Source organism: Streptococcus cristatus (genome assembly GCF_003943515.1).
GTDB classification, from domain to species: domain Bacteria; phylum Bacillota; class Bacilli; order Lactobacillales; family Streptococcaceae; genus Streptococcus; species Streptococcus cristatus_D.
In genome coordinates, this window is the sequence record NZ_RJPT01000001.1 from 369,699 (window position 1) to 395,072 (window position 25,374).

Annotated in this window: 31 protein-coding genes and 1 tRNA gene; 25 read left to right on the top strand and 7 right to left on the bottom strand. The window is 41.5% G+C overall.

Features of this window, described 5'->3' with window-relative positions; translation table 11 throughout:
- The first annotated feature begins 110 nt into the window (after window positions 1–110).
- The 4 genes from D8791_RS01920 to D8791_RS01935 are packed head-to-tail and all read left to right on the top strand — an operon-like array spanning window position 111 to window position 2,063.
- Window positions 111–413, top strand: a complete 303-nt coding sequence (locus D8791_RS01920; protein WP_006151097.1) for a TMEM175 family protein — start codon at window positions 111–113, stop codon at window positions 411–413.
- Window positions 338–697, top strand: a complete 360-nt coding sequence (locus D8791_RS01925) for a hypothetical protein (RefSeq protein WP_000397555.1) — start codon at window positions 338–340, stop codon at window positions 695–697. Before D8791_RS01920 ends, D8791_RS01925 begins: the two co-directional genes overlap by 76 nt.
- Window positions 694–1,017, top strand: a complete 324-nt coding sequence (locus D8791_RS01930) for a potassium channel family protein (protein ID WP_000825751.1) — start codon at window positions 694–696, stop codon at window positions 1,015–1,017. The genes D8791_RS01925 and D8791_RS01930 overlap by 4 nt, the downstream gene beginning before the upstream one ends.
- On the top strand, window positions 1,014–2,063 hold the full coding sequence (locus D8791_RS01935; protein ID WP_000126416.1) for a DUF389 domain-containing protein: 1,050 nt from the start codon (window positions 1,014–1,016) through the stop codon (window positions 2,061–2,063). The genes D8791_RS01930 and D8791_RS01935 overlap by 4 nt, the downstream gene beginning before the upstream one ends.
- A gap of 636 nt (window positions 2,064–2,699) precedes the next feature.
- Here D8791_RS01935 and D8791_RS01940 read toward each other — a convergent pair.
- The 4 genes from D8791_RS01940 to D8791_RS01955 all read right to left on the bottom strand — a co-directional run bounded on the left by D8791_RS01940 (window position 2,700) and on the right by D8791_RS01955 (window position 4,453).
- Window positions 2,700–2,909, bottom strand: coding sequence for a site-specific integrase (locus tag D8791_RS01940; protein WP_125446068.1), 210 nt, complete (start codon window positions 2,907–2,909; stop codon window positions 2,700–2,702).
- A 123-nt stretch (window positions 2,910–3,032) separates the two neighbouring features.
- Complete coding sequence (locus D8791_RS01945) at window positions 3,033–3,236, bottom strand: CsbD family protein (protein ID WP_045500673.1); 204 nt, start codon at window positions 3,234–3,236, stop codon at window positions 3,033–3,035.
- Window positions 3,237–3,371: 135 nt separating this feature from the next.
- Window positions 3,372–4,001, bottom strand: a complete 630-nt coding sequence (locus tag D8791_RS01950) for a DUF421 domain-containing protein (protein WP_005591742.1) — start codon at window positions 3,999–4,001, stop codon at window positions 3,372–3,374.
- Window positions 4,001–4,453, bottom strand: a complete 453-nt coding sequence (locus tag D8791_RS01955; protein ID WP_125371117.1) for a DUF3290 family protein — start codon at window positions 4,451–4,453, stop codon at window positions 4,001–4,003. Before D8791_RS01955 ends, D8791_RS01950 begins: the two co-directional genes overlap by 1 nt.
- A 214-nt stretch (window positions 4,454–4,667) precedes the next feature.
- On the opposite strand from D8791_RS01955, the gene D8791_RS01960 reads away from it, so the two are divergent.
- A tRNA-Thr gene (locus D8791_RS01960) sits at window positions 4,668–4,740 on the top strand.
- A 53-nt stretch (window positions 4,741–4,793) separates the two neighbouring features.
- Here D8791_RS01960 and D8791_RS01965 read toward each other — a convergent pair.
- Window positions 4,794–5,057, bottom strand: coding sequence for a SemiSWEET family transporter (locus D8791_RS01965; RefSeq protein WP_005591744.1), 264 nt, complete (start codon window positions 5,055–5,057; stop codon window positions 4,794–4,796).
- A gap of 404 nt (window positions 5,058–5,461) precedes the next feature.
- On the opposite strand from D8791_RS01965, the gene D8791_RS01970 reads away from it, so the two are divergent.
- From D8791_RS01970 to D8791_RS02055, 18 genes are all read left to right on the top strand, one after another.
- Window positions 5,462–5,908, top strand: coding sequence for a LytTR family DNA-binding domain-containing protein (locus D8791_RS01970; RefSeq protein WP_125446069.1), 447 nt, complete (start codon window positions 5,462–5,464; stop codon window positions 5,906–5,908).
- Window positions 5,909–5,913: 5 nt separating this feature from the next.
- On the top strand, window positions 5,914–6,579 hold the full coding sequence (locus tag D8791_RS01975) for a LiaF transmembrane domain-containing protein (RefSeq protein WP_125446070.1): 666 nt from the start codon (window positions 5,914–5,916) through the stop codon (window positions 6,577–6,579).
- Between the two features lie 135 nt (window positions 6,580–6,714).
- Complete coding sequence (rpmB, locus tag D8791_RS01980) at window positions 6,715–6,903, top strand: 50S ribosomal protein L28 (RefSeq protein ID WP_001140948.1); 189 nt, start codon at window positions 6,715–6,717, stop codon at window positions 6,901–6,903.
- A 145-nt stretch (window positions 6,904–7,048) separates the two neighbouring features.
- Window positions 7,049–7,414, top strand: coding sequence for an Asp23/Gls24 family envelope stress response protein (locus tag D8791_RS01985; protein ID WP_005591747.1), 366 nt, complete (start codon window positions 7,049–7,051; stop codon window positions 7,412–7,414).
- A 2-nt stretch (window positions 7,415–7,416) separates the two neighbouring features.
- Window positions 7,417–9,081 (top strand): fatty acid kinase ATP-binding subunit FakA, encoded by a 1,665-nt coding sequence (gene fakA / locus D8791_RS01990; RefSeq protein WP_125446071.1) that lies wholly within the window; start codon window positions 7,417–7,419, stop codon window positions 9,079–9,081.
- Between the two features lie 294 nt (window positions 9,082–9,375).
- A complete protein-coding gene (locus D8791_RS02000) occupies window positions 9,376–9,966 on the top strand; it encodes an SP0191 family lipoprotein (protein ID WP_125446072.1) in 591 nt (196 codons plus the stop codon).
- Window positions 9,967–10,114: 148 nt separating this feature from the next.
- Window positions 10,115–10,291 carry a hypothetical protein gene (locus tag D8791_RS10285; RefSeq protein WP_185760530.1) on the top strand — a complete coding sequence of 59 codons (177 nt, stop codon included), beginning with the start codon at window positions 10,115–10,117 and terminating at the stop codon, window positions 10,289–10,291.
- A gap of 2 nt (window positions 10,292–10,293) precedes the next feature.
- Window positions 10,294–10,488 carry a hypothetical protein gene (locus D8791_RS02005; protein ID WP_125446073.1) on the top strand — a complete coding sequence of 65 codons (195 nt, stop codon included), beginning with the start codon at window positions 10,294–10,296 and terminating at the stop codon, window positions 10,486–10,488.
- The gene (locus tag D8791_RS02010; RefSeq protein ID WP_125446074.1) at window positions 10,475–11,350 is read left to right on the top strand and encodes an ABC transporter ATP-binding protein; all 876 of its coding nucleotides are present in this window, start codon (window positions 10,475–10,477) and stop codon (window positions 11,348–11,350) included. The genes D8791_RS02005 and D8791_RS02010 overlap by 14 nt, the downstream gene beginning before the upstream one ends.
- Window positions 11,351–11,362: 12 nt before the next feature.
- Window positions 11,363–12,097: an ABC transporter permease gene (locus tag D8791_RS02015; protein ID WP_125446075.1), complete on the top strand. Its 735-nt coding sequence runs from the start codon at window positions 11,363–11,365 to the stop codon at window positions 12,095–12,097.
- Window positions 12,098–12,101: 4 nt separating this feature from the next.
- On the top strand, window positions 12,102–13,208 hold the full coding sequence (locus tag D8791_RS02020; RefSeq protein WP_125446076.1) for a sensor histidine kinase: 1,107 nt from the start codon (window positions 12,102–12,104) through the stop codon (window positions 13,206–13,208).
- Complete coding sequence (locus D8791_RS02025) at window positions 13,205–13,804, top strand: response regulator transcription factor (protein WP_125446077.1); 600 nt, start codon at window positions 13,205–13,207, stop codon at window positions 13,802–13,804. The genes D8791_RS02020 and D8791_RS02025 overlap by 4 nt, the downstream gene beginning before the upstream one ends.
- Before the next feature lie 161 nt (window positions 13,805–13,965).
- On the top strand, window positions 13,966–15,666 hold the full coding sequence (locus tag D8791_RS02030; protein ID WP_125446078.1) for an acetolactate synthase large subunit: 1,701 nt from the start codon (window positions 13,966–13,968) through the stop codon (window positions 15,664–15,666).
- Window positions 15,659–16,135, top strand: a complete 477-nt coding sequence (gene ilvN, locus D8791_RS02035; protein WP_005591757.1) for an acetolactate synthase small subunit — start codon at window positions 15,659–15,661, stop codon at window positions 16,133–16,135. Before D8791_RS02030 ends, ilvN begins: the two co-directional genes overlap by 8 nt.
- A gap of 169 nt (window positions 16,136–16,304) precedes the next feature.
- A complete protein-coding gene (ilvC, locus tag D8791_RS02040) occupies window positions 16,305–17,327 on the top strand; it encodes a ketol-acid reductoisomerase (RefSeq protein ID WP_125378910.1) in 1,023 nt (340 codons plus the stop codon).
- A 66-nt stretch (window positions 17,328–17,393) separates the two neighbouring features.
- Window positions 17,394–18,644: a threonine ammonia-lyase IlvA gene (ilvA, locus tag D8791_RS02045; RefSeq protein WP_037586260.1), complete on the top strand. Its 1,251-nt coding sequence runs from the start codon at window positions 17,394–17,396 to the stop codon at window positions 18,642–18,644.
- A 93-nt stretch (window positions 18,645–18,737) separates the two neighbouring features.
- Window positions 18,738–19,634: an SPFH domain-containing protein gene (locus tag D8791_RS02050; RefSeq protein ID WP_125446079.1), complete on the top strand. Its 897-nt coding sequence runs from the start codon at window positions 18,738–18,740 to the stop codon at window positions 19,632–19,634.
- Between the two features lie 110 nt (window positions 19,635–19,744).
- Window positions 19,745–19,960 (top strand): capsule biosynthesis transcriptional regulator, encoded by a 216-nt coding sequence (locus D8791_RS02055; RefSeq protein ID WP_001130035.1) that lies wholly within the window; start codon window positions 19,745–19,747, stop codon window positions 19,958–19,960.
- A gap of 92 nt (window positions 19,961–20,052) precedes the next feature.
- On the opposite strand, the gene D8791_RS02060 is transcribed toward D8791_RS02055, so the two are convergent.
- Entirely contained in the window at window positions 20,053–20,793 is a 741-nt protein-coding gene (locus tag D8791_RS02060; protein WP_005591761.1) for an amino acid ABC transporter ATP-binding protein, read from the bottom strand.
- Window positions 20,790–22,355 carry an ABC transporter substrate-binding protein/permease gene (locus D8791_RS02065; protein WP_125446080.1) on the bottom strand — a complete coding sequence of 522 codons (1,566 nt, stop codon included), beginning with the start codon at window positions 22,353–22,355 and terminating at the stop codon, window positions 20,790–20,792. Before D8791_RS02065 ends, D8791_RS02060 begins: the two co-directional genes overlap by 4 nt.
- A gap of 190 nt (window positions 22,356–22,545) precedes the next feature.
- On the opposite strand from D8791_RS02065, the gene D8791_RS02070 reads away from it, so the two are divergent.
- Both D8791_RS02070 and D8791_RS02075 read left to right on the top strand, forming a co-directional pair.
- Window positions 22,546–24,381 (top strand): DUF2207 domain-containing protein, encoded by a 1,836-nt coding sequence (locus D8791_RS02070; protein WP_260473499.1) that lies wholly within the window; start codon window positions 22,546–22,548, stop codon window positions 24,379–24,381.
- Between the two features lie 88 nt (window positions 24,382–24,469).
- Window positions 24,470–25,312, top strand: a complete 843-nt coding sequence (locus tag D8791_RS02075; RefSeq protein ID WP_125446082.1) for an undecaprenyl-diphosphate phosphatase — start codon at window positions 24,470–24,472, stop codon at window positions 25,310–25,312.
- Window positions 25,313–25,374: the final 62 nt, after the last annotated feature.

The following is a 25,374-nucleotide window of genomic DNA, read 5'->3' on the forward strand; positions in this document are numbered from 1 at the left end:
AATAGGGACATACTTTTTGGTTTATTTTTGTTTGTAGTCGGATTATGAAAGAATATCCAATATTATGCGATAAGATAGAATGTTACAAAAAAGAAAGGGGATGCAATCCGATGAAGAAAGACAGATTAATTGTATTGACAGATGCTGTTCTAGCAATTATTATGACCATCTTGGTTTTAGAGTTAGAAAAACCAACAACACCAAGTCTTGAAGCTTTTTGGGATTTACGGCAAAATTTCTTTGCTTGTTTTCTTTCCTTTTTCTGGTTGGGATCGTTATGGATGGCACTAAACACATTATGGGAAAAGGTTGAGAAAATTTCCTCAGAAATTATTTGGTGGAATTTGTTTCTACTCTTGGAGCGGCAGGAGTTCTCTTTGGAGAATTTCATGCCATCCAAGATACCAGTCTGAATGATGTGGTGGACCGGATCTATATAAATGTCAAGGATTTACCGTTTCAGTCCTTGGGAGCTTTAGCTAATATCCTGTCTGATATTAAGAAGGGACTGATTCAAGACAGTCATATCTGGTCTTTCTTCCAGTCATTTTTCAAACAATATCAGTTGATAATCAGCTTAAATCAGATCTATCAGTTTGTCTATCTTTCTCTGATGGAGATCATGTCCTATCTTCACTTTGATTATTGGAAAAAAACGGCTCGGTCAGGAGCTAGTATGAATAAGGAGAACAAATGAAACGTTTAAAAATGTTATGGCATATTATGCAGGTTACGGGTTTTACTCGGTTTGCTCTGAGTTTTGTGACCTTTGTTTTTGGGTCAGGAGGCGTGCTTTTCCTAGTTGAACCTGCTATCACAAATTACGGAGACGGTCTTTGGTATGCTTTTGTGACTTCGACGACTGTCGGCTACGGGGATCTCCTAGCTGTGACCTTGATTGGAAGGATTACCAGTGTCTTCTTGACGATTTATGGGCTCATATTTTTTGGCTGTTTATCAGCTGTTATTTTTAATTATTATACCAATTTAAATAAGGAAAGAGGAGAGGACAAATGACTGCCAATTATTCAACACGGGAATACCGTGAGAAATTATACGATGACCTTCATGTTCGATTGAGAGATACAGCGATTTTGATGTGTGCAATTTTTATTGCCTCTATCGGACTAAATATGAATTCAACAGCTGTCATTATAGGAGCCATGTTGATTTCACCTCTCATGACACCGATTGTTGGACTGGGATTCGGTTTAGCTATTTTTGATACGCGTTTAATCAAGCAATCTCTAGAGGTTTTATTGACTCAAGTGTTGGTCAGTTTGCTTGTCTCGACTCTGTATTTCTGGATTTCTCCCTTGTCTTATGCAAGTAGCGAGTTGATTGCACGAACCTCTCCAACCATTTGGGATGTCCTCATTGCTATTGCTGGTGGGATTGCTGGTGTGATCGGTTCAAGGAAAAAAGAAGCAAACAATATCGTGCCAGGAGTAGCCATTGCTACAGCTCTGATGCCGCCTATCTGTACTGCTGGCTATGGTTTAGCTAATGGGAATGTACGATTTTTATTGGGGGCTCTCTATCTTTTCTTGATCAACTGTGTCTTTATCATGCTAGCCAACATTGTTGGAACAAGAATTTTGATGAGAAAATCTCCTTTAACTTCATTTAAAGAGCTGAGCATTAAAATGAGAATTGGCTTGATATCTTTGATTGTATTGTTGATTCTTCCAGCTAGCTATTCGGCAGTTACTCTGACAATAGAACAAGCGCGCAAAGAAGGGATCAAACAGTTTGTAGGAAAAGAGTTCGCCAATTATACGGTTATTAATCAAGTCTACAAGTCAAGTAACAATGAATTGGTCTTGACGGTTGTTGGAGATCCGATTTCAGAAGAAGAATTAGAAACACTCCACCAAAAACAAGCCTCTTACGGTATTCAATCTGTTCAATTGAAAGTGAATCAAGTTCAGAACTCGCCAACATTAGATAGTGAAGCGACCAAGGAATTTTATGAAAACATTGACAAGTATATTGATCAAAAACTCTCTGAAAAAGATTCACAAAACGATCTCGTAAAAGAAAATGAAGCAGACAAGGATTGAGGACAATGAACTGAATCGGTTTTTACGCCGTGTTTTTCTTGTTTGTTCTTCTTTCTGGTTGTTTTCTGATAACGGAGGTTTGCTCAAATGCTATAAGAAATAAATTAGGAGGTCTATCATCTAAAAAAATGTATGTGACAAAAAATAATTTAACTAATGGTGTGAACTTTTAGTATTTATCAGCTCAATTCGTGTATTTTTAGGATAAAGTTCACACCATTCAGATGAAATTAGTTGGAATTGGATGAAATTTTGAGTTTTGAAAACTTGTGGAAACATTGATATTACAAGCTTTTGAAATTTATTCAAAGAAAAATCTTTCCAACCAGGTCTTAAGAAAGCACGTAAAGCTTCACAATTTAGTAAACGTTAATTCGAAAGAATTATTATACTTACAAAGAGCACCTTTCTTGGTGTTCTTTTTTATATTTCCATACTAAATTGGTGCAATTGACACAGTTGTTACGACTTTAGTCGCTTACAAATGTGGCTGCAAACTGACAGAGTTAGTTGCCTCAAAACGTTAATCAACACGATTATATCAACGTTTACAGACATTCAAGAGAACTCTCTTGGATGTCTTTTTTGATGCCAAAATAGATTATTTCCACCAAAATTTCCACCATTTTTCCACCATTACTTTTTCAAGCCACGAAATGCAATATCACCTACAGTTCGATTCACTATATCTTTTGTATTTACATAAGTTTTTGTAACTTCTTTATTACTATGAGTAAGTGCTTCTGAAATGGCTTCAAGAGAAACGCCTGCTTGTTTAGCAAGAGTAGCACCAGTGTGTCTCGGTTTATAAAAGAATCGTAGAAAAAGTCTCAATTTGACATTCATGAGATGCTTTTGTTCTATTCTGAAAATTCAATGCCTTAGCAATATAGAAAAACACCCTCATCCCTAGTTCTGCTAAAAGCATAGGATAAGAGTGTTTTTTTCTATAAGAACGAGAGACGCTGATTATTCTTCGTCTTTTTTGATAATGTTTTTAACGCCTGCGATAGCACCTTCAACAGCGCCTTTTGCGTCTTCAGCGACTTCTTTCACTTTAGAAGCTACTTTTTCAGCAGTTCCTTCTGCTTGAGTTTTTGTATCGCCAGTAAGTTTACCGAAGCCTTCTTTGAGAGAACCTTTAGCTTGGTTGAATTTTTCTTCGATTGACATGGAAATTTCCTCCGTTTATTTAGTGTATTATCTAAGTTGGATGCGGTTTGATACTCATTCAAGCGAGATAATAGATATAGTATAGACTCTTTGGTAATAAAAAGCAAATAACTGCTACGAAATGACAAAACATTTTTAATAAGTCACAACATTAATTTCGCCCTTGTCATATTCTGCAATGAAGATATCGGAGACATTTTCAAAGCCTTCTTTTTGTAATTCGGTCATCAACCACTCTTCTGACTTGCCGATAGTTTCTAAGATTTCAAGTTGGACAACTCCATCCGTAATAATCGGATATTTCGGATTTTCATCACCAATTCTTACGATAATCAATTGGCCATTTTGCTCAATGACGGCTCTTTTGACTTCTTTTAATTGGAAGACTCCTTGGGAGCGTAATTTCAAAGCGACGTCTGATGCAGATAGCCCTTTTGAACGGCAGGCTTCAGGGTCTAATTTCCCGTTTTTGATGATAATGGTTGGCTTCCCGTCAATCAGATGTTTGATATAGGAAACATTGGTGTTCAGCCATTTTAAGAGCAAAATCAGAATGGTCCAGATGATTAGGATGACTGCATATTGAAGGATAGTAATGGAGCTGTTGTAGATGACCCCGCCGATAATGCCACCGAGAACAAAGTTTTGTACTTGGTCTGTTGCAGAGCTTGGTGCTAAATTCCCTTTACCTGTCACATTGATGACAAAAACGAGGGAAACAAGTCCCAAAGCTAACTTAATCGCAATTGTAATAAAAAAGCTCATTATTTTTCAACCTCCACGAGTTCAACGTCTGATTTGTACAGTTCCATTTTTTCTAATAAATAGCTATCTTGGTCGGTTCCGCTAATAGCACGGTAGAATTGTTTGCCAACCTTGATGATTGCGCCATCTGTAGTAGCTGAAGTATTGACGTAGACTTCTTCCTTTTCAACGCCTAATTCTTTTGAGACAACCTCAATAAAATGCAAGGAGCTACGGAATTGATTGTCATTTGATTGATTACTTTGGAAATTCGTAATGCTAATCAAAACAGTGGCTACTAGGGTCAAAATAGAAATAATGGACAATTCACGGAACTTACTTCCTCGTCTATCTTTATAGGCCTTAAAGGCGAAAAATCCCGTCACCAAAACCAAGCAGGCGGATACAATCACCATCACCCAATTCTGCTGGCTAATCTGACTCAGTACATAGTCATATGAATAGAATTTCATAAGATCCCTCACTTTTTTTGAATTCAAGCTATTATAAAACAATTAATCAGCTACATCAATAGCTTTATATAGAAAAAATAAAGTTTTCTAGAACTTGTTTGAAATATGGAAGCTGTATCTTCCTAAGTAGAATATTGCACTTCATTCGAGTTCCCAAACTACCAATAGAACTTGACAAAATCATTCAGAGTGCTAGAATAAGAGACAGGTAGAGGCCGATTTAGCTCAGTTGGTAGAGCAACGCACTCGTAACGCGTAGGTCACAGGTTCGAACCCTGCAATCGGCAGAAAGAAAACCAGCACCTTTTTTATGGGGTTGCTGGTTTTGTTTATATAATTCTTATAAAGAAGTAAGAAAAGTTAGGCCACCTAATATCACTCCCGCAGCATTGGGAATAATGAGGATCCAGTCTTTTTTAGGTTCTTTTGTCCAACCGTAGATAACCCAAATCAGGCAAGAAACTGCTGCGAATAGTGGTTGGAAAGGTTGAGCTTTGGATCCTTGTAAGTTTGCGATAATTTGTGGAATATAAGCGACGAATACAAGAATTCCAATAAAAGCTCCAATAGATCCGACAAAACGATTAATTTTTTGTTTTGACATACGATACCTCCTTAGCGTCCATTATATCAAAACGGAAAAAATTGTCAAATGAGACGTAAGCCAGTATGGAGAATAGGTTTTAGTTTTTATCTAAAACTAAGCGAAATAGCCAAGTGTGGTTTGAGAAGGAGCGTTAGAATTGTTCATACCTGGTTTATCCATTGTTAGGCTGGATAGAGAGCTTATGATCATAGAAATAGTAGTAAATCAGTATTGTCGTGTTGATAAAAATGGGTAATGATTAATTTCTTTGAAGCCTTATGCTGGGAAAATTCAAGATTTTTTATTTCATTTTAATCTTTTAAAATAACCACTTACCAGCCCATATTGACCACTTACTGAAAGTCCCTTGTTTCTTTTCAAGAAATTGTTATAATGAAGATAGAAAGAGGGGAGGAGTGCTTATGAAGGTTCGGATTGAGCTAGACGATCGTTTGGCTGATACAGAATTGGTGATTCGAGTATCGCGGATTGATGAGAGGATTCAGAAGATCCAAGATGCTTTGAATGAAGTGACTGCTCCAGCCATTCTCTTTTATAAGGAAAATAGTGAGTATTTTGTGGACTTGGCGGAGATTCTCTTTTTCGAGACGGACGGAGCCAAAATCTTTGCCCATGCGCGCAATGATGCCTATGAAGTCAAGTTGAAACTCTACGAGCTGGAGGAGTTGCTGCCTCGCTATTTTTGCAGAATTTCCAAGTCAACTATTGCTAATGCTAGGGCGATTTATTCTCTAGAAAAGTCTTTCTCGGGTACCAGTTCCGTCCAGTTTTCTGAAACGCATAAGAAAGTGCATGTTTCAAGGCATTATTATCAACTACTAAAAGAAAAGTTAAGTGAAGTGAGGTAATCATTATGAAAAAAACAATTCTAGGCGTCGGTTTTTTGGTTTTAGCCGGCTGGATTTTGCTTCAGGGAAACTTTGGTATTCCTATGTTCAATTTTAATATCTGGCCTCTGATTTTGGTCGGCATGTTTGCGTATTTTGCCTTGGAAAATTTCTTGGAGCGAGATTTTGGGGCTGCTCTGATCATGACGATTATTGCTCTGATAATTGCTAATTCTGTCTACCACTTCTTGGCTATCTCCACAGGCACCTTGATAATGGGTGGTATTTTGGCCTGCATTGGCCTTAACATGATTTTCAAGCCAAGAAGGATCTGGGGTGTCCGTTATTTGTCTGGCAAGGGCTTGTCTACAAAGGAAGGAGAGATTTCCTTTGGCAGCGGCACTCGCTATATCAACTCGGATAATTTTATCCATGATAAAGTAGAGTGTGCTTTTGGCAGTGCGGCCGTCTATTTTGATAATGCCAGAATTTTAGGTGATTCTGCTAGTTTTGATGTGGAAGTATCTTTCGGTAGTGCGGTGCTTTACATCCCAAGTAACTGGCGAGTAGAGCTAAATGTGGACAATGCTTTCGGTACAGTGGTCGATCCGCATAATGTCAATGAAAAAGACAAGACTTTATATGTGCGCGGGGATGTCGCCTTTGGAGCTTTGAAGATTGTCTACATCTAAGAAAACGGATTATTGGTCAGAAATTGCAAAGTTTGGGAAAATTTACTTGCCAAAAGCTAAGTTTTTTGATAATATAGTACGGTATGTGGTGCTAGCACATCCGTAATATTAGATCTAATAGGAGGAAACACACTAATGGCTAAAGTATGTTACTTTACAGGTCGTAAGACTGTATCTGGAAACAACCGCTCTCACGCGATGAACCAAACAAAACGCGCTGTTAAACCAAATCTTCAAAAAGTTACTGTTTTGATCGACGGAAAACCTAAAAAAGTTTGGGCTTCAGCTCGCGCGCTTAAGTCAGGTAAAGTTGAACGCGTTTAATACATGAAAGGGATTGGAAAGATTTATTCCTTCCCTTTTTTGTTGTTGAATTTTCAGACCAGACAGTTTATTTCTGCCCTTCCTCTTTTACACCCTGTCTAAAATATGGTAAAATAAACTATAAAATACTTTTGAGGTACAAATGATGACTGTAAAAATCAATACAAAAGATGGTCAAATTGAGCTGACTGATGATGTCATTGCAACCATCGTCGGCGGTGCAGCAACCGAAATTTTTGGTGTGGTTGGAATGGCCAGCAAAAATGCAATTAAAGATAACTTTCAAGCTCTTTTGGGTAAAGAAAACTATGCCAAGGGTGTGGTAGTAAAAACGTCTGAGGATGGTGGTATTGCAGTTGATGTTTATACCGTTTTGAGCTACGGCATTAAAATTAGTGAAGTTTCCAAAAATATCCAAGAACGCGTTAAGTTTAGTTTGGAAAATCAACTTGGGATCACTGCCCATACAGTGAATGTCTATATCCAAAATATTAAAGTTGTAGGAGAATAATCGTGTCAAATATTACTACTAGTTTATTTCAAGAAATGGTGCAGGCGGCATCAACTCGTTTAAATAAACAGGCTGAATATGTCAATTCTTTAAATGTTTTCCCAGTTCCAGATGGTGACACAGGAACGAATATGGGCATGACCATTGAAAATGGTGCCAAAGAAGTAGCTGATAAGTCAGCTTCAACAGTTGGTGAAGTAGCCGCGATCTTTGCCAAGGGACTCTTGATGGGTGCGCGTGGGAACTCTGGTGTTATCACGTCTCAGCTCTTCCGCGGTTTTTCGCAAAGCGTAAAAGGCAAAGATGAGCTTGATGGACAAGCTTTGGCCCTTGCCTTCCAATCTGGTGTAGAAGTGGCCTATAAGGCTGTTATGAAGCCAGTTGAGGGAACGATTTTGACCGTTTCCCGCGGTGCAGCTATCGGTGCTAAGAAGAAAGCTGAGGCAACAAATGATGCTGTCGAAGTCATGAAAGCGGCTCTTGAAGGAGCAAAGACTGCCCTTGCTAAAACGCCAGATATGTTGCCAGTTCTCAAGGAAGTTGGCGTCGTGGACTCTGGTGGTCAAGGATTGGTCTTTATCTATGAAGGTTTCCTATCTGCCCTGACTGGCGAATACATCGCATCAGAAGATTTCCAAGCGACTCCAGCTACGATGAGCCAGATGATCAATGCTGAACACCACAAGTCTGTAGCAGGCCATGTGGCGACAGAAGATATCACTTTTGGTTATTGTACAGAAATCATGGTGGCTTTGAAGCAAGGACCAACCTATGTCAAGGACTTTGACTACGATGAATTCCGTAATTATTTGAATGAGCTTGGAGATTCCTTGCTGGTAGTTAATGATGATGAAATCGTGAAAGTGCACGTCCATACAGAGGATCCAGGTCTTGTCATGCAAGAAGGTCTTAAGTATGGTAGTCTAGTTAAGGTAAAAGTGGACAACATGCGTAACCAGCACGAAGCCCAGCTTGAAAAGGAAGAAAAATCTGCTAAACCAGCTGAAGAAAAAGAGTACGCTATTATTGCAGTAGTAGCTGGTGAAGGTCTTGCTGAAATCTTCAAGGCTCAGGGCGTAGACTATATCATTTCTGGCGGTCAGACTATGAATCCTTCTACAGAGGACTTTATCAAGGCTGTTGACCAGGTGAATGCGCGCAATATCATTTTCTTGCCAAACAATAAAAATATCTTCATGGCGGCTCAATCTGCAGCAGAAGTGCTTGAGCAACCAACGACAGTGATTGAAACGCGTACGCTTCCTCAAGGTTTGACAAGTCTTTTGGCCTTTGATAGTGGAAAAACTATCGAAGAGAACCATGAGCGAATGACAGCTACCTTGAGCGACGTGGTCAGCGGTAGCATTACGACTGCAGTTCGTGATACGACCATTGATGGCCTCGAGATCCATGAAAATGATAACTTGGGTATGGTTGATGGCAAAATCCTTGTGTCAAATCCAGATATGTTGACAACTCTGAAGGCAACTTTTGCGAAGATGTTGGATGAGGACAGTGAAATTGTTTCCATCTATATCGGTGAAGATGGTGACGAGGAATTGGCAAATGGCTTGGCTCAAGATCTGATGGAAGAATATGAAGATCTAGAAGTTGAGATCCACCAAGGAAATCAGCCAGTGTATCCATATATTTTTAGTGTAGAATAATTTATTTGGGAGTGGGACAGAAATCGGTAATTCGTTAGAATTCGATTTCGTCGTCCCACCTCCGCACAGTTGAGTAGGACTGTAAAAGTTGATGAAATCAGCGTAGTAGAGCCCACTCAACCACTGCGTCTTTGCTCGACAATCCAAAGGCAATTGAGAGGCTAGGACTTTTGCCCCAGCCTCTTTGATTTTTTTATATGTAAGATTTAGACAAGATAGTGGTATTATGGTATACTGGAAAAAAATAAAAATAAAAATAAAAATAAAAAGAAAAAGAAAAAGAAAAGGTGTACTATGAAAAAGTTATTTATTCTTGTTATTTCTGCTTCTGTGTTATTGACAGGTTGCGTATTTCCAAAATCTGGCAAGCATCGTCCGAAAGTTCCAGCTGAATCAAAAGTTGCTAAAACAAGTTCTAGCTCAAGCTCAAGTGAATCTTCTACTAGCGCTTCTTCTGAAAGTACAGCTGTTGTCTCCAAAACCTTGGTCGGAGACCTCAAAGGCATCCATCATCGTGATACGGTGACCTATCGAGGAGACAAACTCTTGAAACTTCGAATGGAGCTGTTGAGTAATTTGCCAGAAGAAGCTAGTGGTGCTGCAGCCACTATGAGTCCAGAGGAAATGACAGCTATCATTCGAGAAGGAATGGAATCAGAACCAAACTACGTGGAAGCTAAGAATATGGAAGGAGTGACGATTGAATACTCCGTAACAGCTGATAAGAAATTACAGGCCATAGTTGATCTGGATTTTGAGAAAATGGATATAGCGAAAGTAGCAAGCCTATCTTTCTTTAAAGACTTGGGACTTAATGACATAAAAGACACCTCTCCTTCAATGTTTATTTTAGGTATGAAATTAGGCGGCTTGAAAGAAGAATAAGAGTGTATAAAGGCGAGTCATCTCGTCTTTTTTTTGCTGTCTAGAAACCATGACATTTGTCATATGGTCTAGTGACAAAATCATCTAGTCGGAAGATGCGGGAAGTTTTATAATACAAGTAAGAAATGAAGAAATAGGGAGTAGTTACATGAGAATATGGTTGATAAAAGTAGCAGTCTTGAGTCTTGTTGGGATGATGTTTTATCAGTTGGCAAGAATGAGCGGAGTAGGTCTTTACCGCTTTCCTTGGGAGATTTTTGCTAGCTTGGGAATGGCTAGCTATGTCCTAAAGGAAGTGGCTAAGTTAAGCAAGAGGAGAAAGTAGAAATGAAAAAGTACTTGACCCTCTTATTTATTGGAGTTGCAATGGGTGTATGGTGTTTTCAAATGATACCGGGTTTTCTGTTAGAATTTCTACCCCAGCAATTTTATATAGGAGTATGGGGAGTGATTCTAGTTGTCTTTGTCATCTGGCCGCTCATCTATGATTTTATTAAGGAGGAAGATCATGAAATTGATTGAAGTGAAAAAGCTATCTAAAAGCATTCGGGGGAAGGAGATTTTACGCCACATTTCCTTTGACATTGAAGAAGGGGATTGTGTGGCTCTGATTGGCCCCAACGGAGCTGGTAAAACAACTCTGATGGACTGTCTCCTAGGCGATAAATTCCTGACTTCTGGTCAAGCACTAGTTCAGGGGCTAAAGCCAACAGATAATCGTTTGAAAGAGATGGTTGCCATTTTGCCACAGGAAAATACAGTGGTGGGGGATTTGAAAGTCAAGGAACTCCTCTCTTTCTTTCGATCCATCTATCCCAATAGCTTGTCTGAAGAGGAAATCGATGCCTTGTTGGGCTTTTCTGACAAGCAAAAGAACCAGCTGGCTTCCAAGCTCTCTGGTGGTCAAAAACGTCTCTTCTCCTTTATCTTAGCCTTGATTGGCCGTCCAAAGATTCTTTTCTTAGATGAACCGACTTCGGCTATGGACACTTCGACGCGCCAGCATTTCTGGGAAATTGTGGATCAGCTCAAGAAGCAAGGCGTGACTATTGTCTATTCTTCCCACTATATTGAAGAAGTGGAGCATACAGCTGATCGGATTTTGGTGCTTCATAAGGGAGAGCTAATCCGCGATACCACGCCTTATGCCATGCGCAAGGAAGAACAGGAAAAACACTTCACCCTGCCCCTTTCCTATAAAGAAATCGTGGAAAAGATAGCTGGTGTGACAGAGATTGAAATCAAGCAAAAGGCCTTATCCTTTGCGACCAAGGATGCCAGTCAAGTCTGGCAAATTCTGCAGCAGCATGGCTGTACGATTGAAGAAATCGAAGTCCGCAATCGAACCCTGCTGGATAGTATTTTTGAGACGACACAAGAGTAAAGGAGCAGCATCATGAAAAATATGGCAAGTTTAATGAAAATGGAGTTAATTTTGATGAAGCGGCAGGCGGCTTACTACCTGCTTTCTATCGGGCTGCCCAGCGTTTTCTATCTGATCTTTTCAGGAATGATGTCAGGTTCTGATGTACCGGCGCTTGTGCTCCGAACCTATCTCTTTTCTATGACACTTTTTAGTATCATGTCTAGTGCCTTTTTTAGCATTCCCAGCACCTTGCAGTCGGACAAGACCAATAACTGGCAAAAATTGATTCAGCATTCGCCCGTTTCTATGGTAGAATATTATATATCAAAGCTTTTTAGTACTTTACTGACCTTTCTGCTTTCCATTATCGTGGTCTTCTCTGTCGGACATTTCGTTCGTGGAGTCAATGTGCCCATGATGGACTGGCTAGTGATTGCCCTAATTCTTTTGGTCGGCAGTATGGTCTTTATCGCCATGGGCGTCTTGGTCAGTCTCCTGCCCAGTGCCCAGCTCATGTCTGTTGTTGGCAATATCGTTTATATGGCTTTAGCAGTCTTGGGTGGGCTATGGTTTCCTCTGACTATGTTTCCAGACTGGCTACAATCCATCGGCAAGTTAACTCCGAGTTACCAGCTCATGCAGGTGGTTTCTGCCTATTTGGAACACCATGACTGGAATCTCTCTGCCATGCTAATCGTCCTAGCCTACACCATTTTCTTTAGCATTTTAGTCCTTCAGCTCAAAAAACGGATTGAGGTTAAATAATTATATGTGGGAAAAGTTCCAAAACATACATCATATGTTTCATATTTCTCTGGTCTTTATCATCTTTCCGATAGCGGGTGTCATCAGTGGTGAGTACCCGCTTTTGACTTTGCTTTGGACAGCATTGTTAATAGTGGCCTATTACACTATCCTCATGGAGACAAAGCCTTTCTACCAGGCTCTATCCTGGTGGGTCATGCTTGCTTACATTTTTTACACTCCCATTTGGCTGAATGTGGGCTTCGTTTGGTATATTTTTTATTTGTCCAATCTTCTTGTTTATCATTACAATGATATTTCCCTTAAATCTTGGCGCTTTTGGAGTTTCCTAGCTGTCCAACCAGCTCTTCTGGTCGGGGTGTATCTGCAACATCAATTGAGCACTGGCTATCTGGTCTTTTTCTCAACGACCTTTCTCTTTGCGGATTTCTTGACGCTAGGTCTGCATCGCATCCAAGTTGCTGAACAGCTCAAGGAGGAAAAAAGTAAGCAGAATGCTCAGCTCAATCTTTTCTTAGCGGAAAATGAGCGCAATCGAATCGGACGGGATTTACATGATAGTTTGGGACATACCTTTGCCATGCTCAGTGTCAAGACAGAGTTGGCCCAGCAATTCCTACAAATGGAGGCCTACGAGCAGGCGGAGAAAGAGATGGAGGAAGTGCGACGAATTAGTAAGCAGGCTATGGCAGATGTTCGACGGATTGTAGACAATCTCAAGACGCGGACGCTGGATGAAGAATTAGCAACAATCCGAACCATGCTGGAAATGAGCGATATTGACTTGGAGCTTCATAATCAGCTCAATGTTGCCAGCATCCCTACGGAAATGCAGTTTACCATTAGTATGATTTTGTTGGAGTTGGCAACCAATATTATCAAGCATGCGGAGGCCAAGAAGTCCAGAATTGATTTGTATAGTCAGGATCGCGATTTGATCTTGGAAGTTGAAGATGATGGCCGAGGCTTTAAGCGAGTCACTGGCCTAGAGCTACATTCAGTTCGAGAGCGCTTGGAGGGGCTTGACGGTAGAGTGGAGGTCATCAGCAATCACAAGCCAACTATTATTCGCGTGCGCTTGCCGTATAGGGTTAAAGGAGAAGAGCGATGAAGATATTATTAGCAGAAGACCAGAGTATGCTGCGGGATGCCCTTAGCCAGCTCTTGCAATTGCAGCCGGATGTTACTAGTGTTTCTCAAGTGGCAGATGGTCGTGAAGCTATGGAGCTACTCAAGACCAGTCCAGTCGATGTGGCCATCTTGGATGTAGAAATGCCCTATCAGACAGGGCTGGATGTTCTAGAATGGGTGAAGGAGCATCAGCCAGCTGTCAAGGTCATCATTGTGACGACTTTTAAGCGGCCAGGCTATTTTGAGCGGGCGGTCAAGGCGGATGTTGATGCCTATGTACTCAAGGAACGTAGCATTGCGGATCTGATGAAGACCATCCACACTGTCTTGGCTGGGCAAAAAGAATACTCGCCTGAACTTATGGAAGTGCTGATGACTCATAAAAATCCCCTCTCCCATCAGGAACTTCTAGTCTTAGAGGCAGCAGCAACTGGGCTTTCTAATAAAGAAATTGCTGAAAAACTCTATTTATCAAATGGAACTATTCGCAACTATATGTCGACCATCCTGACCAAGCTAGCAGCAGACAATCGTACGGAAGCTGTCCGAATTGCTCAAGATCAAGGATGGATATAAGATAATTATCTCGCTACATTCGGATTTAGCGGGCTTTTCTTATCTTTTTCAATCAGAATGAAAAAAAACATCCGCGATACTTGCAATTTTTTTCAAAAATGTTATCATAGTAGAAAGCTTTTTGAATTTTTAGAAAATTGTAAATAAATGAAAGGGGAAATATGGAAAGAATCCAATTAGAAACTCCTAAGTCCGGCTCGCAGCTGGTCTTGGAAACCTTGAAAAATCTTGGTGTTGATACTATTTTTGGCTATCCTGGTGGTGCAGTCTTGCCCCTCTATGATGCTATTTATAGCTTTAAAGGTATCCGCCATATTCTTGGTCGCCATGAGCAGGGGTGTGTTCATGAAGCAGAAGGCTACGCTAAATCAACTGGTAAAATCGGTGTAGCCGTTGTCACCAGTGGTCCGGGAGCGACCAATGCCATTACTGGTATTGCGGACGCCATGAGTGACAGTGTTCCCCTTTTGGTTTTTACTGGGCAGGTAGCGACACCAGGCATTGGTAAGGATGCCTTTCAAGAAGCAGACATTGTCGGTATTACTACTCCTATCACTAAGTACAATTATCAGGTACGGGAGACGGCAGACATACCAAGAATCATTACGGAGGCTATTCATATTGCGACCACAGGTCGTCCAGGGCCAGTCGTTATTGATTTGCCAAAGGATGTCTCAGCTCTGGATACGGACTTTATCTATGACACTCAGTTGCATCTACCAAGCTATCAACCAACAATTGAGCCTAATGAATTACAAATTAAGAAGATTCTTAAACAGCTTTCTAAGGCTAAAAAACCCGTTCTTCTTTCTGGTGGCGGTATTAGCTATGCAGGAGCAGCAGCGGAGATGGTTGCTTTTGCGGAGCGGTATCAGATTCCAGTAGTGACCTCATTGTTGGGTCAGGGAACGATTGCGACAGATCATCCTTTGTTCTTAGGTATGGGTGGCATGCATGGTTCTTTCGCGGCTAATATTGCTATGACGGAAGCAGACTTCATGATTAGCATTGGATGTCGTTTTGATGACCGTCTGACTGGTAATCCTAAGACCTTTGCTAAAAGTGCTAAGGTAGCCCACATTGATATCGATCCAGCAGAGATCGGTAAAATCATCAGCGTGGATATTCCTATTGTAGGAGATGCCAAGAAAGCTTTGCAAATGTTGCTTGAAGAAGAGCAAGTGCACAACAATACCAGCAAGTGGATAGAAAAGGTGACACGAGACAAAGAGCGGGTGCGCTCCTATGATAAGAAGGAACGAGTTGTCCAACCTCAGGCTGTTATTGAGCGCGTGGGTGAGTTGACCAAGGGAGACGCTATTGTGGTAACGGACGTTGGCCAGCACCAAATGTGGACAGCCCAGTATTATCCTTATTGCAACGAGCGTCAGCTAGTTACGTCTGGTGGTCTGGGAACCATGGGCTTTGGTGTTCCAGCAGCGATTGGAGCCAAGATTGCCAATCCAGATAAGGAAGTAGTTCTCTTCGTTGGAGATGGCGGCTACCAGATGACCAATCAAGAGATGGCTATCCTAAATATCTACAAGATTCCGATCAAGGTTATCATGCTCAATAATCATTCGTTGGGGATGGTTCGTCAGTGGCAGGAAGCCTTCTATGATGGTCGGACCTCCGAGTCAGTCTTTGACAGTTTACCAGATTTTCAGCTAATGGCTCAGGCTTATGGTGTCAAATCCTATAAATTTGATAATCCCGAGACCATTGCTCAAGATTTGGAAGTCCTAAAGGAAGATATACCGATGTTTATCGAGGTAGATATTTCTCGCAAGGAGCATGTGCTTCCAATGGTGCCAGCTGGCAAGAGCAATCATGAGATGTTGGGGGTGAAGTTCCATGCGTAGAATGTTGACAGCTAAACTCCAAAATCGTTCGGGTGTTCTGAACCGCTTCACTGGTGTGCTTTCCAGACGTCAGGTCAATATCGAAAGTATCTCTGTAGGTGCGACCGAGGATGAAAATGTTTCTCGGATCACCATTATCATTGATGTAAATTCCCTCAATGAAGTGGAGCAGATTATCAAGCAGCTTAATCGCCAGATTGATGTGATTCGGGTGCGAGATATTACAGATCATCCTCACCTAGAGCGAGAAGTTATTTTGATCAAGGTATCAGCACCAGTTGCTAAGCGTGCAGAAATCTTGGCCATTATCCAGCCTTTCCGGGCAACGGTAGTCGATGTGGCGCCAAGCTCGATCACTATCCAGATGACGGGCGATGCAGAAAAGAGCGAAGCGCTCTTACGAGTCATCCGTCCTTACGGCATTCGCAATATCGCACGGACTGGGGCAACTGGCTTTACCCGTGATTAATACTCTTCGAAAATCTCTTCAAACCACGTCAGCTTCGCCTTGCCGTACCCAAGTACAGCCTGTGGCTAGCTTCCTAGTTTGATCTTTGATTTTCAGTGAGTATAAAATCCGGCTTAAATTTGTTAAAACAGCCTAAGAGGCAATAAAAATAGAAAAGAGAGTAAACATTATGGCAGTAACAATGGAATACGAAAAAGATGTAAAAGTAGCAGCACTTGACGGTAAAAAGATCGCCGTTATCGGTTATGGTTCACAAGGTCATGCTCATGCACAAAACTTGCGTGATACAGGTCATGATGTGATTATCGGTGTTCGTCCTGGTAAGTCATTTGAAAAGGCTAAAGAAGATGGTTTCGACACATACACAGTAGCAGAAGCAGCTAAATTGGCTGATGTTATCATGATCTTGGCTCCAGATGAAATTCAACAAGAATTGTACGAAACAGAAATCGCTCCTAACTTGGAAGCTGGAAATGCCGTTGGATTTGCTCATGGTTTCAATATCCACTTTGAATTTATCAAAGTGCCTGCTGATGTAGATGTCTTCATGTGTGCACCAAAAGGTCCTGGTCACTTGGTTCGCCGTACTTTTGAAGAAGGCTTCGGTGTTCCAGCTCTTTACGCGGTTTACCAAGATGCGACTGGGAATGCCAAAGACATCGCGATGGATTGGTGTAAAGGTGTTGGTGCAGCTCGTGTTGGTTTGCTTGAAACAACTTATAAAGAAGAAACTGAAGAAGATTTGTTTGGTGAACAGGCTGTGCTTTGTGGTGGTTTGACTGCCCTTATCGAAGCAGGTTTTGAAGTATTGACAGAAGCAGGCTATGCTCCAGAATTGGCTTACTTCGAAGTGCTGCACGAAATGAAACTCATCGTTGACTTGATCTATGAAGGTGGATTCAAGAAAATGCGTCAATCTATTTCAAACACTGCTGAATACGGTGACTATGTATCAGGTCCACGTGTGATTACTGAGCAAGTCAAAGAAAATATGAAAGCAGTTCTTGCAGATATCCAAAATGGTAAATTTGCAAATGACTTTGTAAATGACTATAAAGCTGGACGTCCAAAACTCACAGCTTACCGTGAACAAGCAGCTAACCTAGAAATTGAAAAAGTCGGTGCGGAATTGCGTAAAGCAATGCCATTCGTTGGTAAAAACGACGACGATGCTTTCAAGATCTACAACTAAGATTGTGTGGAAAACTCAGCTGGAATCCCAGCTGAGTTTGTTTACCTCATTTGGAAAGGAAAAGGAATGTTAACAGCAAAAGATATCGTCCGTGCTCATAAGGTATTAAAAGATGTTGTCGTCAATACACCGCTTGATTATGATCATTACTTGTCAGAGAAGTACGGGGCAAAGATTTATCTTAAAAAGGAAAATGCCCAACGTGTCCGTTCTTTCAAAATACGTGGTGCCTATTATGCCATTTCTCAGTTGAGTAAAGAAGAGCGAGAACGCGGGGTTGTCTGCGCTTCTGCGGGCAATCACGCTCAAGGTGTCGCATACACTTGTAATGAAATGAAAATCCCAGCGACTATTTTTATGCCTATCACAACTCCTCAGCAAAAAATTGGGCAGGTTCGTTTCTTTGGTGGCGACTTTGTGACCATCAAGCTAGTAGGAGATACTTTTGATGCTTCTGCTCGGGCGGCTATGGAATTCACTCGGATGGAAAATCGGACTTTCATCGATCCTTTTGATGATGCTCATGTTCAAGCAGGTCAGGGAACGGTTGCTTATGAAATCCTAGAAGATACAGCTCGGGAGTCTATCGATTTAGACTTGGTCTTAGTACCAGTAGGAGGCGGTGGTCTCATCGCAGGAGTATCCACTTACATCAAGGAAAGCCAGCCACAAATTGAAGTGATTGGGGTAGAGGCTAATGGCGCCCGCAGTATGAGAGCAGCTTTTGAAGCAGGCGGTCCTGTCAAACTCAATGAAATTGACAAATTTGCGGACGGTATCGCAGTCCAAAAGGTAGGGGCCTCTACTTATGAAGCAACGAAGAAGAATGTAGAAACACTTATCGGGGTTGATGAAGGCTTGATTTCAGAAACCTTGATTGATCTTTATTCTAAACAAGGAATCATCGCAGAGCCTGCTGGTGCAGCTAGCGTGGCTGCCTTGGAAGTGTTGCGAGAATATATCAAAGGAAAAACTGTCTGCTGTATCATTTCGGGCGGAAATAATGACATTAACCGTATGCCTGAAATGGAAGAGCGTGCCCTCATCTATGATGGAATCAAGCATTATTTTGTAGTAAATTTCCCGCAGCGGCCCGGCGCCTTACGTGAATTTGTAAATGATATTTTAGGGCCAAATGATGACATCACTCGATTTGAATACATCAAGCGAGCCAGCAAAGGAACCGGACCAGTCCTGATTGGGATTGCTCTGGCCAATAAACATGACTATGCAGGCCTGATCAATCGAATCGAGCATTTTGATCCTTCCTTCATCAATCTAAACGGAAATGAAACGCTTTACAACATGTTAGTCTGATCCTAAAAATATTTTAGTAAAACCCCGCTTTTTAATTGCAAGTGAGTGAGGACTGTGCTAGAATATACTATATTAAATTAAGGAGATGCGCTTATGTTACTGAATTTCTTTTTCTTCTTTCTCATTTTTCTTCTTCTTTGTGGTCTATTGGCATTTAGCTCGCTTTATGTCGTGCGCCAGCAATCTGTTGCCATCATTGAGCGTTTTGGTCGTTACCACAAGACTAGTACAAGTGGGATGAATGTTCGTTTGCCTTTGGGAATTGACAAAATCGCTGCTCGTGTTCAGTTGCGTTTGCTACAAAGCGACATTATTGTTGAGACCAAGACTCAGGATAATGTCTTTGTGACCATGAATGTTGCGACCCAGTATCGGGTAAATGAACACAATGTGACAGATGCTTACTATAAACTCATGCGGCCAGAAGCGCAGATTAAGTCCTACATCGAAGATGCTTTGCGTTCCTCTGTTCCTAAGCTGACCTTGGACGAGCTCTTTGAAAAGAAAGATGAGATCGCCCTAGAAGTTCAAAAGCAGGTAGCTGAAGAAATGTCGACTTATGGCTACATCATTGTCAAGACCTTGATTACCAAGGTTGAGCCAGATGCAGAAGTTAAACAGTCTATGAACGAAATCAACGCGGCTCAACGCAAGCGGGTGGCAGCTCAGGAATTGGCAGAAGCAGATAAGATCAAAATCGTTACTGCAGCAGAAGCTGAGGCTGAGAAAGATCGTCTTCATGGGGTCGGTATTGCAGAGCAGCGGAAGGCAATCGTAGACGGCTTAGCAGACTCAATTAAGGAGCTCAAAGGCGCCAATGTTGAGTTGACAGAAGAACAAATTATGTCCATCCTCTTGACCAACCAATATCTAGATACCTTGAATAATTTTGCAGATAAGCAAGGAAATAACACGGTCTTCCTTCCAGCAAATCCTGATGGAGTGGAGAGTATTCGCACCCAGATCCTTTCAGCCCTCAAAGCTAAATAAATATAGAATATTCAGAATTATTTAATTTGTTTGTTTTGGTTTTTCTAAGTTGACAAACTGTATAAAAACCATTATATTAGTATTCGAAATAAGTTAGAGAGGAGTAAGAAATGGCTAAATCAAATTTTGAAAAAGTAGAGTCAGTCGTTGGATGGGTTCGTGACAAAAAAATTACAGGTTACCGTATTAGTAAAGAAACAAACGCGCGTGAAATGTCAATTATTGCTCTTGCTCAAGGACGTGCAAAAGTAAAGAATATTTCTTTTGAAACAGCTCTTGGCTTGATTGATTTCTACGATAAGAATCATGAAAAGTTTGAAGACTAATCTTCAAAAAGTGGGGAAACCCGCTTTTTTATTTTGCGAATAAAAAACAAGGCGGATGTATCTTTTTCCGTCTTGTTTGTTTGATTGGTTGTTTATTTCAAGAAGCGATGTAGGAATTCCTTGGTTCGTTCTTCTTTAGGATTGGTAAAGAATTCTTGTGGAGTGCCTTCTTCTGCGATGACGCCCTTATCCATAAAGATAACACGGCTGGAAACATCGCGGGCAAATTCCATTTCGTGGGTCACGACAATCATAGTCAGGCCTTCTTTAGCCAATTCCTTCATGATTTTCAGGACTTCGCCAACCATTTCTGGGTCAAGAGCTGAAGTTGGTTCATCGAAAAGGATGGCATCAGGGTTCATAGAAAGCGCACGCGCAATAGCAACCCGCTGTTTTTGTCCACCTGAAAGTTGTTTAGGCTTGGCTTGCCAGTAGAGCTCACCCATACCTACCTTTTCCAGATTTTCTTTGGCAATCTTTTCTGCCTCAGCACGCTCTCTTTTGAGTACGGTTGTCTGAGCTACGATGGTATTTTCTAGGACATTGAGATTTTCAAAAAGATTGAAACTTTGGAAGACCATGCCTAATTTTTCGCGGTAATGAGTCAGGTCGTAATTTTCATCCAAGACATTTTTTCCGCGGTAGAGAATTTCGCCAGCAGTAGGTGTTTCGAGGAGGTTGATGGAGCGGAGAAAGGTTGATTTTCCGCTACCTGAACTTCCGATAATGGAGATAACTTCGCCCTTGTGGACAGTCAGAGAAATGTCTTTTAAGACTTGATTCTCCCCATAAGATTTTTTGAGATTTTTAATTTCTAAAATTGTTTCGGTCATTGTTTCAATTCTCCCGTCTGCATTTGGTTGGCACCTGTTGTGTAATGATCTGTGTCAAACTTCCGCTCGATGAAACGTAGGATTCGAGTGATAGTAAAGGTCAAGACGAAGTAAATGACTGCGATAATGGTGAAGGTTTGGAAATACTGATAGGTCTGAGTTGCAATGGTATTTCCTGAGAAGTAGAGCTCTACCACGGAGATGACATTGAGGACAGAAGTATCCTTGATATTGATGACAAATTCATTACCAGTTGCAGGCAAAATGTTGCGGACCACCTGTGGCAGGACGACCTTGCGCATGGTTTGACCGTGGGTCATTCCGAGCGCAGTAGCTGCTTCGAATTGTCCCTTGTCAACGGCAAAGATACCACCGCGGACAATTTCACTCATGTAGGCACCAGTATTGATAGAAACGATAAAGATGGCTGCAGCTGTCCGGTCAATCGAAATGCCAAAAGCCTGGGCCGTTCCATAGTAGATAACCATGGATTGTACAATCATAGGAGTACCACGGAAGATTTCAATGTAAACATTGAGGAACCAACCGAATAGTTTTTGTAGGAAGGCTAGAGCCTTATTTTTTGAAATGGGCGCTGTCCGATAGACCCCAATCAGCAGACCGATGAGGAGACCAGCGATTGTTCCTGTAATGGAAATGAGCAAGGTCAAACCAGCTCCGCGTAAGAACTGCGGCCAATTTTCCTTCCAAATCTTAAAAACTTTATTGAAGAATGTGTCTTCAGCATCGTCAGTATCGGTGTCCACCGGTTGATTTTTAATCATCCGATCCATCAGCTGGACTTGGTCATCTGTTGAGAGTTTAGCGATAGCTGCATTAGCTTGCTCGATTCGGCTGTCGTCTTTACGCATACCGACAGCGATGGAGGCATCTTCTTCGCCGACCTCAAAGCCTTCTTTAAATTGGATCATTTTGAACTTAGAGTTGGCAGCTTCAGCTGTAAGAGCTTCGGGACGTTCAGAGATGTATCCGTCAATAACACCAGATTCTAGAGCTTGACGCATTTGGGCGAAATCTCCCATGGCGGTCTCTTGCTTAGCTCCAGGCAACTGAGAAATCAGATTGTAAAGATAGACACCTTGCTGGGAGGTGATTTTAGCATCCTTGAAGTCCTTGAGGGTCTTGGCATTGGCGTAGTTGCCGTCTTTTCGAACCAACATAACAGGCTCACTGGTGTAGTAGCTGTTAGAAAAGGCGATTTCTTTTTTACGTTCGGCTGTTGGGCTCATGCCAGCGATAATCATATCGATTTTACCAGAGGTCAAGGCTGGAATCAGTCCATTCCAAGAAGTTTTTACAACGAGCGGTTCCTTGCCCATTTCCTGAGCAATCTTCTTGGCAACTTGGACATCATAGCCATTGGCATACTGATTTGTTCCTTCGATTTTGACAGCGCCATTCGAATCATCATCTTGGGTCCAGTTGAAAGGGGCATAGGCCGCTTCCATCCCAATTCTAAGATAATCATCCGCCTGAGCTACGGTAAAGGTCCCCAGACAGACGAGGAGGGCTGTCAATAAGGTTAAAATGAATTTTTTCATATTCTCTCCGAGTCTTTCTAAAATGGTTCTTTCTATTCTACCGAAAAATATTCGACTTTTCAATCCTGGTAAGCCCTTACTTGAGAAAAATGCTATAATAGAATAAAGATTTAGAAAAGGACTTTGGTTTATGAAAAGGTACTTGTCAGGGATTTTTATTCTTTTTTTGAGTTTATTTTTTGCTGGGACAGTGTCAGCTTTAGACTATCAAATCCAGTCATATCAAGGAAATTTGGAGATCCACGCCGATAATACAGCCACCTATACAGAAGAGGTGACTTATCATTTTGATGATGATTACAATGGCCAAATGGTGTCTTTGGGTTCGGCAGGAAAGATGCCAGAAGGCTTTGCTATTGATTCAGATCCAAAAGTCTCCGTGAAAACCAATGGAGTCGTAAAATATGACTTTGAGCCACGAGTCACAGATTTGGGAGATGGCTACGAAGTCAAGATTTACAATGCAGGTAAAGAGGGAGACACGGTCAAAGTAACAGTCACATGGAACTTGACCAATCTTCTTTTCCTCCATAAAGATATAGCAGAGCTCAAATGGACACCGATCAGTGATTGGGAGGAGGAGCTGCAAAATGTGACGATTAAGGTCTGGGGCTTGGGAACTTGGTCCCTAACAGACATGTATGTTCATACAGGTTATTTTGGTCAATCGGCCACTATAGATAGAAATCGTGCGGATTATCGGATACAGCTATCTCATTTACCTAGCAGGAAGAAGATCGAACTGCATGGATATTGGCATCGACAGGCCTTGCATCAGGCAGCAGAGGATCCAAAAGCAACCGACTATCTACAGACTTTTCAAGCAGTTGAGAAAGAGATTGTAGCTAAGAGCCAGTTTTATCATCGCTTGGGAGAAGTCTATCTGCCACTTTTAAGTCTTTTCTTGCTGATCCTTTCGGGGATATTTTATCTGATCTTTCGGATGAAGATTCGTCCTAGTCAAGCTTTTCCTAAAGACGCTCGCCTCTATGAAGCTCCGCAAGATCTGGCTCCTCTCATTGTAGCGGCTAATATCTTTGCTGTGGATATGAGAGAAGTCGATCCGACCAGTAGTGGACGAGCGCATTTGAAATTTGAAAATTTGGTGCAGGCGACCTTGCTGGATTTGATGGATCGAGGCTATATCGAGCTTTTAGGAACTGCAGACAAGCCAATCCTGAAACTAACTTCTAAAAAAGGTTTATCAGACTTTGAAGGAAAATTCCTACAGATGGCATTTGGCGACCATAAACAAGCAGCTGTAGCAGACTTGTTTGAGTCTTATCAGATTTCAGAAGACCTTTATAAAAATAAAAAATCAGCAGATGAGGCACGAATTCGCCAAATTGGAAATCGGATAAAGAATCGCTTTTCAACTAATTTAAACATCTTGTCTGAACAAGTGCTAAGGGAGATTCAGGAGCTAAACTTGCTGGATCACTATCGTCCTTTGAAACGAGGAGAAAAGCTTCTCTTGTGGTTGGCTTTAACGGCAAGTTTCCTTGCTTTTGGCTTGTCTCTCTTGACCTTTTTTGTCTATTTGATCAAGCTAGACGGTTTTATTTGGTTCTATCTTCCGCTTGCAGCTGTTGCTTCGGTGTTGACCGTTCTGCTGGGCAGAGCCTTACAGTTATATCAGCGGGATGGTGTCCTGAGCGATGAGGGAGCCCATGATTTCTATCTCTGGAATAGCTTTGCGAATATGCTACGCTACATCGCTCGCCTATACGATACCGAGGTGGAGGGCATTGTCCTGTGGAACCGGCTTTTGGTCTATGCTACCCTATTTGGCTATGCGGATCGTGTTAGTCGGGTCATGAAACTGCGTCAGATTTCCTTGGAAAACGCGTCTATGAATACTTATCTACAATACAATCTTCATCCTATTTTCTACGCAAGTTCCCATAGTTTTTCAAATTATGGCCACATTGCTTCGACGGCCAGTCATTTTTCTGTTTCATCGGGAGGCGGAGCAGGAGGTGGCTTCTCTGGTGGCGGTGGAGGCGGCGGGGGCGGAGCCTTTTGATAAAAAGCTGGCAAAAGCCCTTGAGAGAGCTTTTCCTCTCCTCCAATATGTGGTATAATAAATGTTAAAGTTGTTTTAGGAGTTATCTATGTTTATTATTGAAATTTTAAAGTCTATTATTTATGGGATCGTTGAAGGAATTACAGAGTGGCTACCCATTTCGAGTACCGGCCACTTGATTCTGATTCAAGATTTTATCAAATATAAAAATGAAAATCCAGCCTTCATGGAAATGTTCAATGTTGTCATTCAGCTGGGGGCTATCTTAGCGGTTGTGGTGATTTATTTTGATAAGCTTAATCCTTTTAAACCAGGAAAAACAGCTCGTCAAATTCAGCTGACCTGGCAGCTCTGGGCCAAGGTAGTCGTTGCTGCTTTGCCAGCCGCAATCATCGGTCTTTTCCTAGACGATTGGTTTGAAGCGCATTTTTATAATTTGGTATCCGTTGCAATCATGCTGATTATCTACGGGGTTGCCTTTATCTATTTGGAAAAACGTGAGCAGGTGGAACCGACTGTTACAGAATTGAGTAGACTTCCTTATCAAACAGCTCTTTATATCGGTCTTTTCCAAGTCTTGTCCCTCTTTCCGGGAACCAGCCGTTCAGGTGCAACCATTGTCGGTGGTCTCTTGAATGGTGTCAGCCGATCTGTTGTAACAGAGTTTACTTTCTACTTGGGTATTCCAATCATGTTTGGTGCAAGTGGGCTGAAAATCCTGAAATTTATTATCAAGGGTAATTCTTTAGGTTTCGACCAATTATTCCTTTTATTGGTAGCGATGGGAGTGGCTTTCGGAGTCAGTCTTTACGTGATTCGCTTCCTGACAGACTATGTCAAGAATCATGACTTTACAATTTTTGGTAAATATCGGATCGGACTCGGAGTTTTGCTGTTGGTTTACGGTCTGATTAAGGTCATTATTGGCTGATCAAGGCTCGGGAAATTTTCCCAGCCTTTTCTTATTTGACCAGTTATTTTTTTGAAATAAGT

Coding starts and splice junctions, on each gene's coding strand:
- D8791_RS01920 (WP_006151097.1), top strand. CDS start 111: ATGAAGAAAGACAGATTAATTGTATTGACAGATGCTGTTCTAGCAATT.
- D8791_RS01930 (WP_000825751.1), top strand. CDS start 694: ATGAAACGTTTAAAAATGTTATGGCATATTATGCAGGTTACGGGTTTT.
- D8791_RS01935 (WP_000126416.1), top strand. CDS start 1,014: ATGACTGCCAATTATTCAACACGGGAATACCGTGAGAAATTATACGAT.
- D8791_RS01940 (WP_125446068.1), bottom strand. CDS start 2,909: ATGAATGTCAAATTGAGACTTTTTCTACGATTCTTTTATAAACCGAGA.
- D8791_RS01945 (WP_045500673.1), bottom strand. CDS start 3,236: ATGTCAATCGAAGAAAAATTCAACCAAGCTAAAGGTTCTCTCAAAGAA.
- D8791_RS01950 (WP_005591742.1), bottom strand. CDS start 4,001: ATGAGCTTTTTTATTACAATTGCGATTAAGTTAGCTTTGGGACTTGTT.
- D8791_RS01955 (WP_125371117.1), bottom strand. CDS start 4,453: ATGAAATTCTATTCATATGACTATGTACTGAGTCAGATTAGCCAGCAG.
- D8791_RS01965 (WP_005591744.1), bottom strand. CDS start 5,057: ATGTCAAAACAAAAAATTAATCGTTTTGTCGGATCTATTGGAGCTTTT.
- D8791_RS01970 (WP_125446069.1), top strand. CDS start 5,462: ATGAAGGTTCGGATTGAGCTAGACGATCGTTTGGCTGATACAGAATTG.
- D8791_RS01975 (WP_125446070.1), top strand. CDS start 5,914: ATGAAAAAAACAATTCTAGGCGTCGGTTTTTTGGTTTTAGCCGGCTGG.
- rpmB (WP_001140948.1), top strand. CDS start 6,715: ATGGCTAAAGTATGTTACTTTACAGGTCGTAAGACTGTATCTGGAAAC.
- D8791_RS01985 (WP_005591747.1), top strand. CDS start 7,049: ATGACTGTAAAAATCAATACAAAAGATGGTCAAATTGAGCTGACTGAT.
- D8791_RS02000 (WP_125446072.1), top strand. CDS start 9,376: ATGAAAAAGTTATTTATTCTTGTTATTTCTGCTTCTGTGTTATTGACA.
- D8791_RS10285 (WP_185760530.1), top strand. CDS start 10,115: ATGAGAATATGGTTGATAAAAGTAGCAGTCTTGAGTCTTGTTGGGATG.
- D8791_RS02005 (WP_125446073.1), top strand. CDS start 10,294: ATGAAAAAGTACTTGACCCTCTTATTTATTGGAGTTGCAATGGGTGTA.
- D8791_RS02010 (WP_125446074.1), top strand. CDS start 10,475: ATGAAATTGATTGAAGTGAAAAAGCTATCTAAAAGCATTCGGGGGAAG.
- D8791_RS02015 (WP_125446075.1), top strand. CDS start 11,363: ATGAAAAATATGGCAAGTTTAATGAAAATGGAGTTAATTTTGATGAAG.
- D8791_RS02020 (WP_125446076.1), top strand. CDS start 12,102: ATGTGGGAAAAGTTCCAAAACATACATCATATGTTTCATATTTCTCTG.
- D8791_RS02025 (WP_125446077.1), top strand. CDS start 13,205: ATGAAGATATTATTAGCAGAAGACCAGAGTATGCTGCGGGATGCCCTT.
- D8791_RS02030 (WP_125446078.1), top strand. CDS start 13,966: ATGGAAAGAATCCAATTAGAAACTCCTAAGTCCGGCTCGCAGCTGGTC.
- ilvN (WP_005591757.1), top strand. CDS start 15,659: ATGCGTAGAATGTTGACAGCTAAACTCCAAAATCGTTCGGGTGTTCTG.
- ilvC (WP_125378910.1), top strand. CDS start 16,305: ATGGCAGTAACAATGGAATACGAAAAAGATGTAAAAGTAGCAGCACTT.
- ilvA (WP_037586260.1), top strand. CDS start 17,394: ATGTTAACAGCAAAAGATATCGTCCGTGCTCATAAGGTATTAAAAGAT.
- D8791_RS02050 (WP_125446079.1), top strand. CDS start 18,738: ATGTTACTGAATTTCTTTTTCTTCTTTCTCATTTTTCTTCTTCTTTGT.
- D8791_RS02055 (WP_001130035.1), top strand. CDS start 19,745: ATGGCTAAATCAAATTTTGAAAAAGTAGAGTCAGTCGTTGGATGGGTT.
- D8791_RS02060 (WP_005591761.1), bottom strand. CDS start 20,793: ATGACCGAAACAATTTTAGAAATTAAAAATCTCAAAAAATCTTATGGG.
- D8791_RS02065 (WP_125446080.1), bottom strand. CDS start 22,355: ATGAAAAAATTCATTTTAACCTTATTGACAGCCCTCCTCGTCTGTCTG.
- D8791_RS02075 (WP_125446082.1), top strand. CDS start 24,470: ATGTTTATTATTGAAATTTTAAAGTCTATTATTTATGGGATCGTTGAA.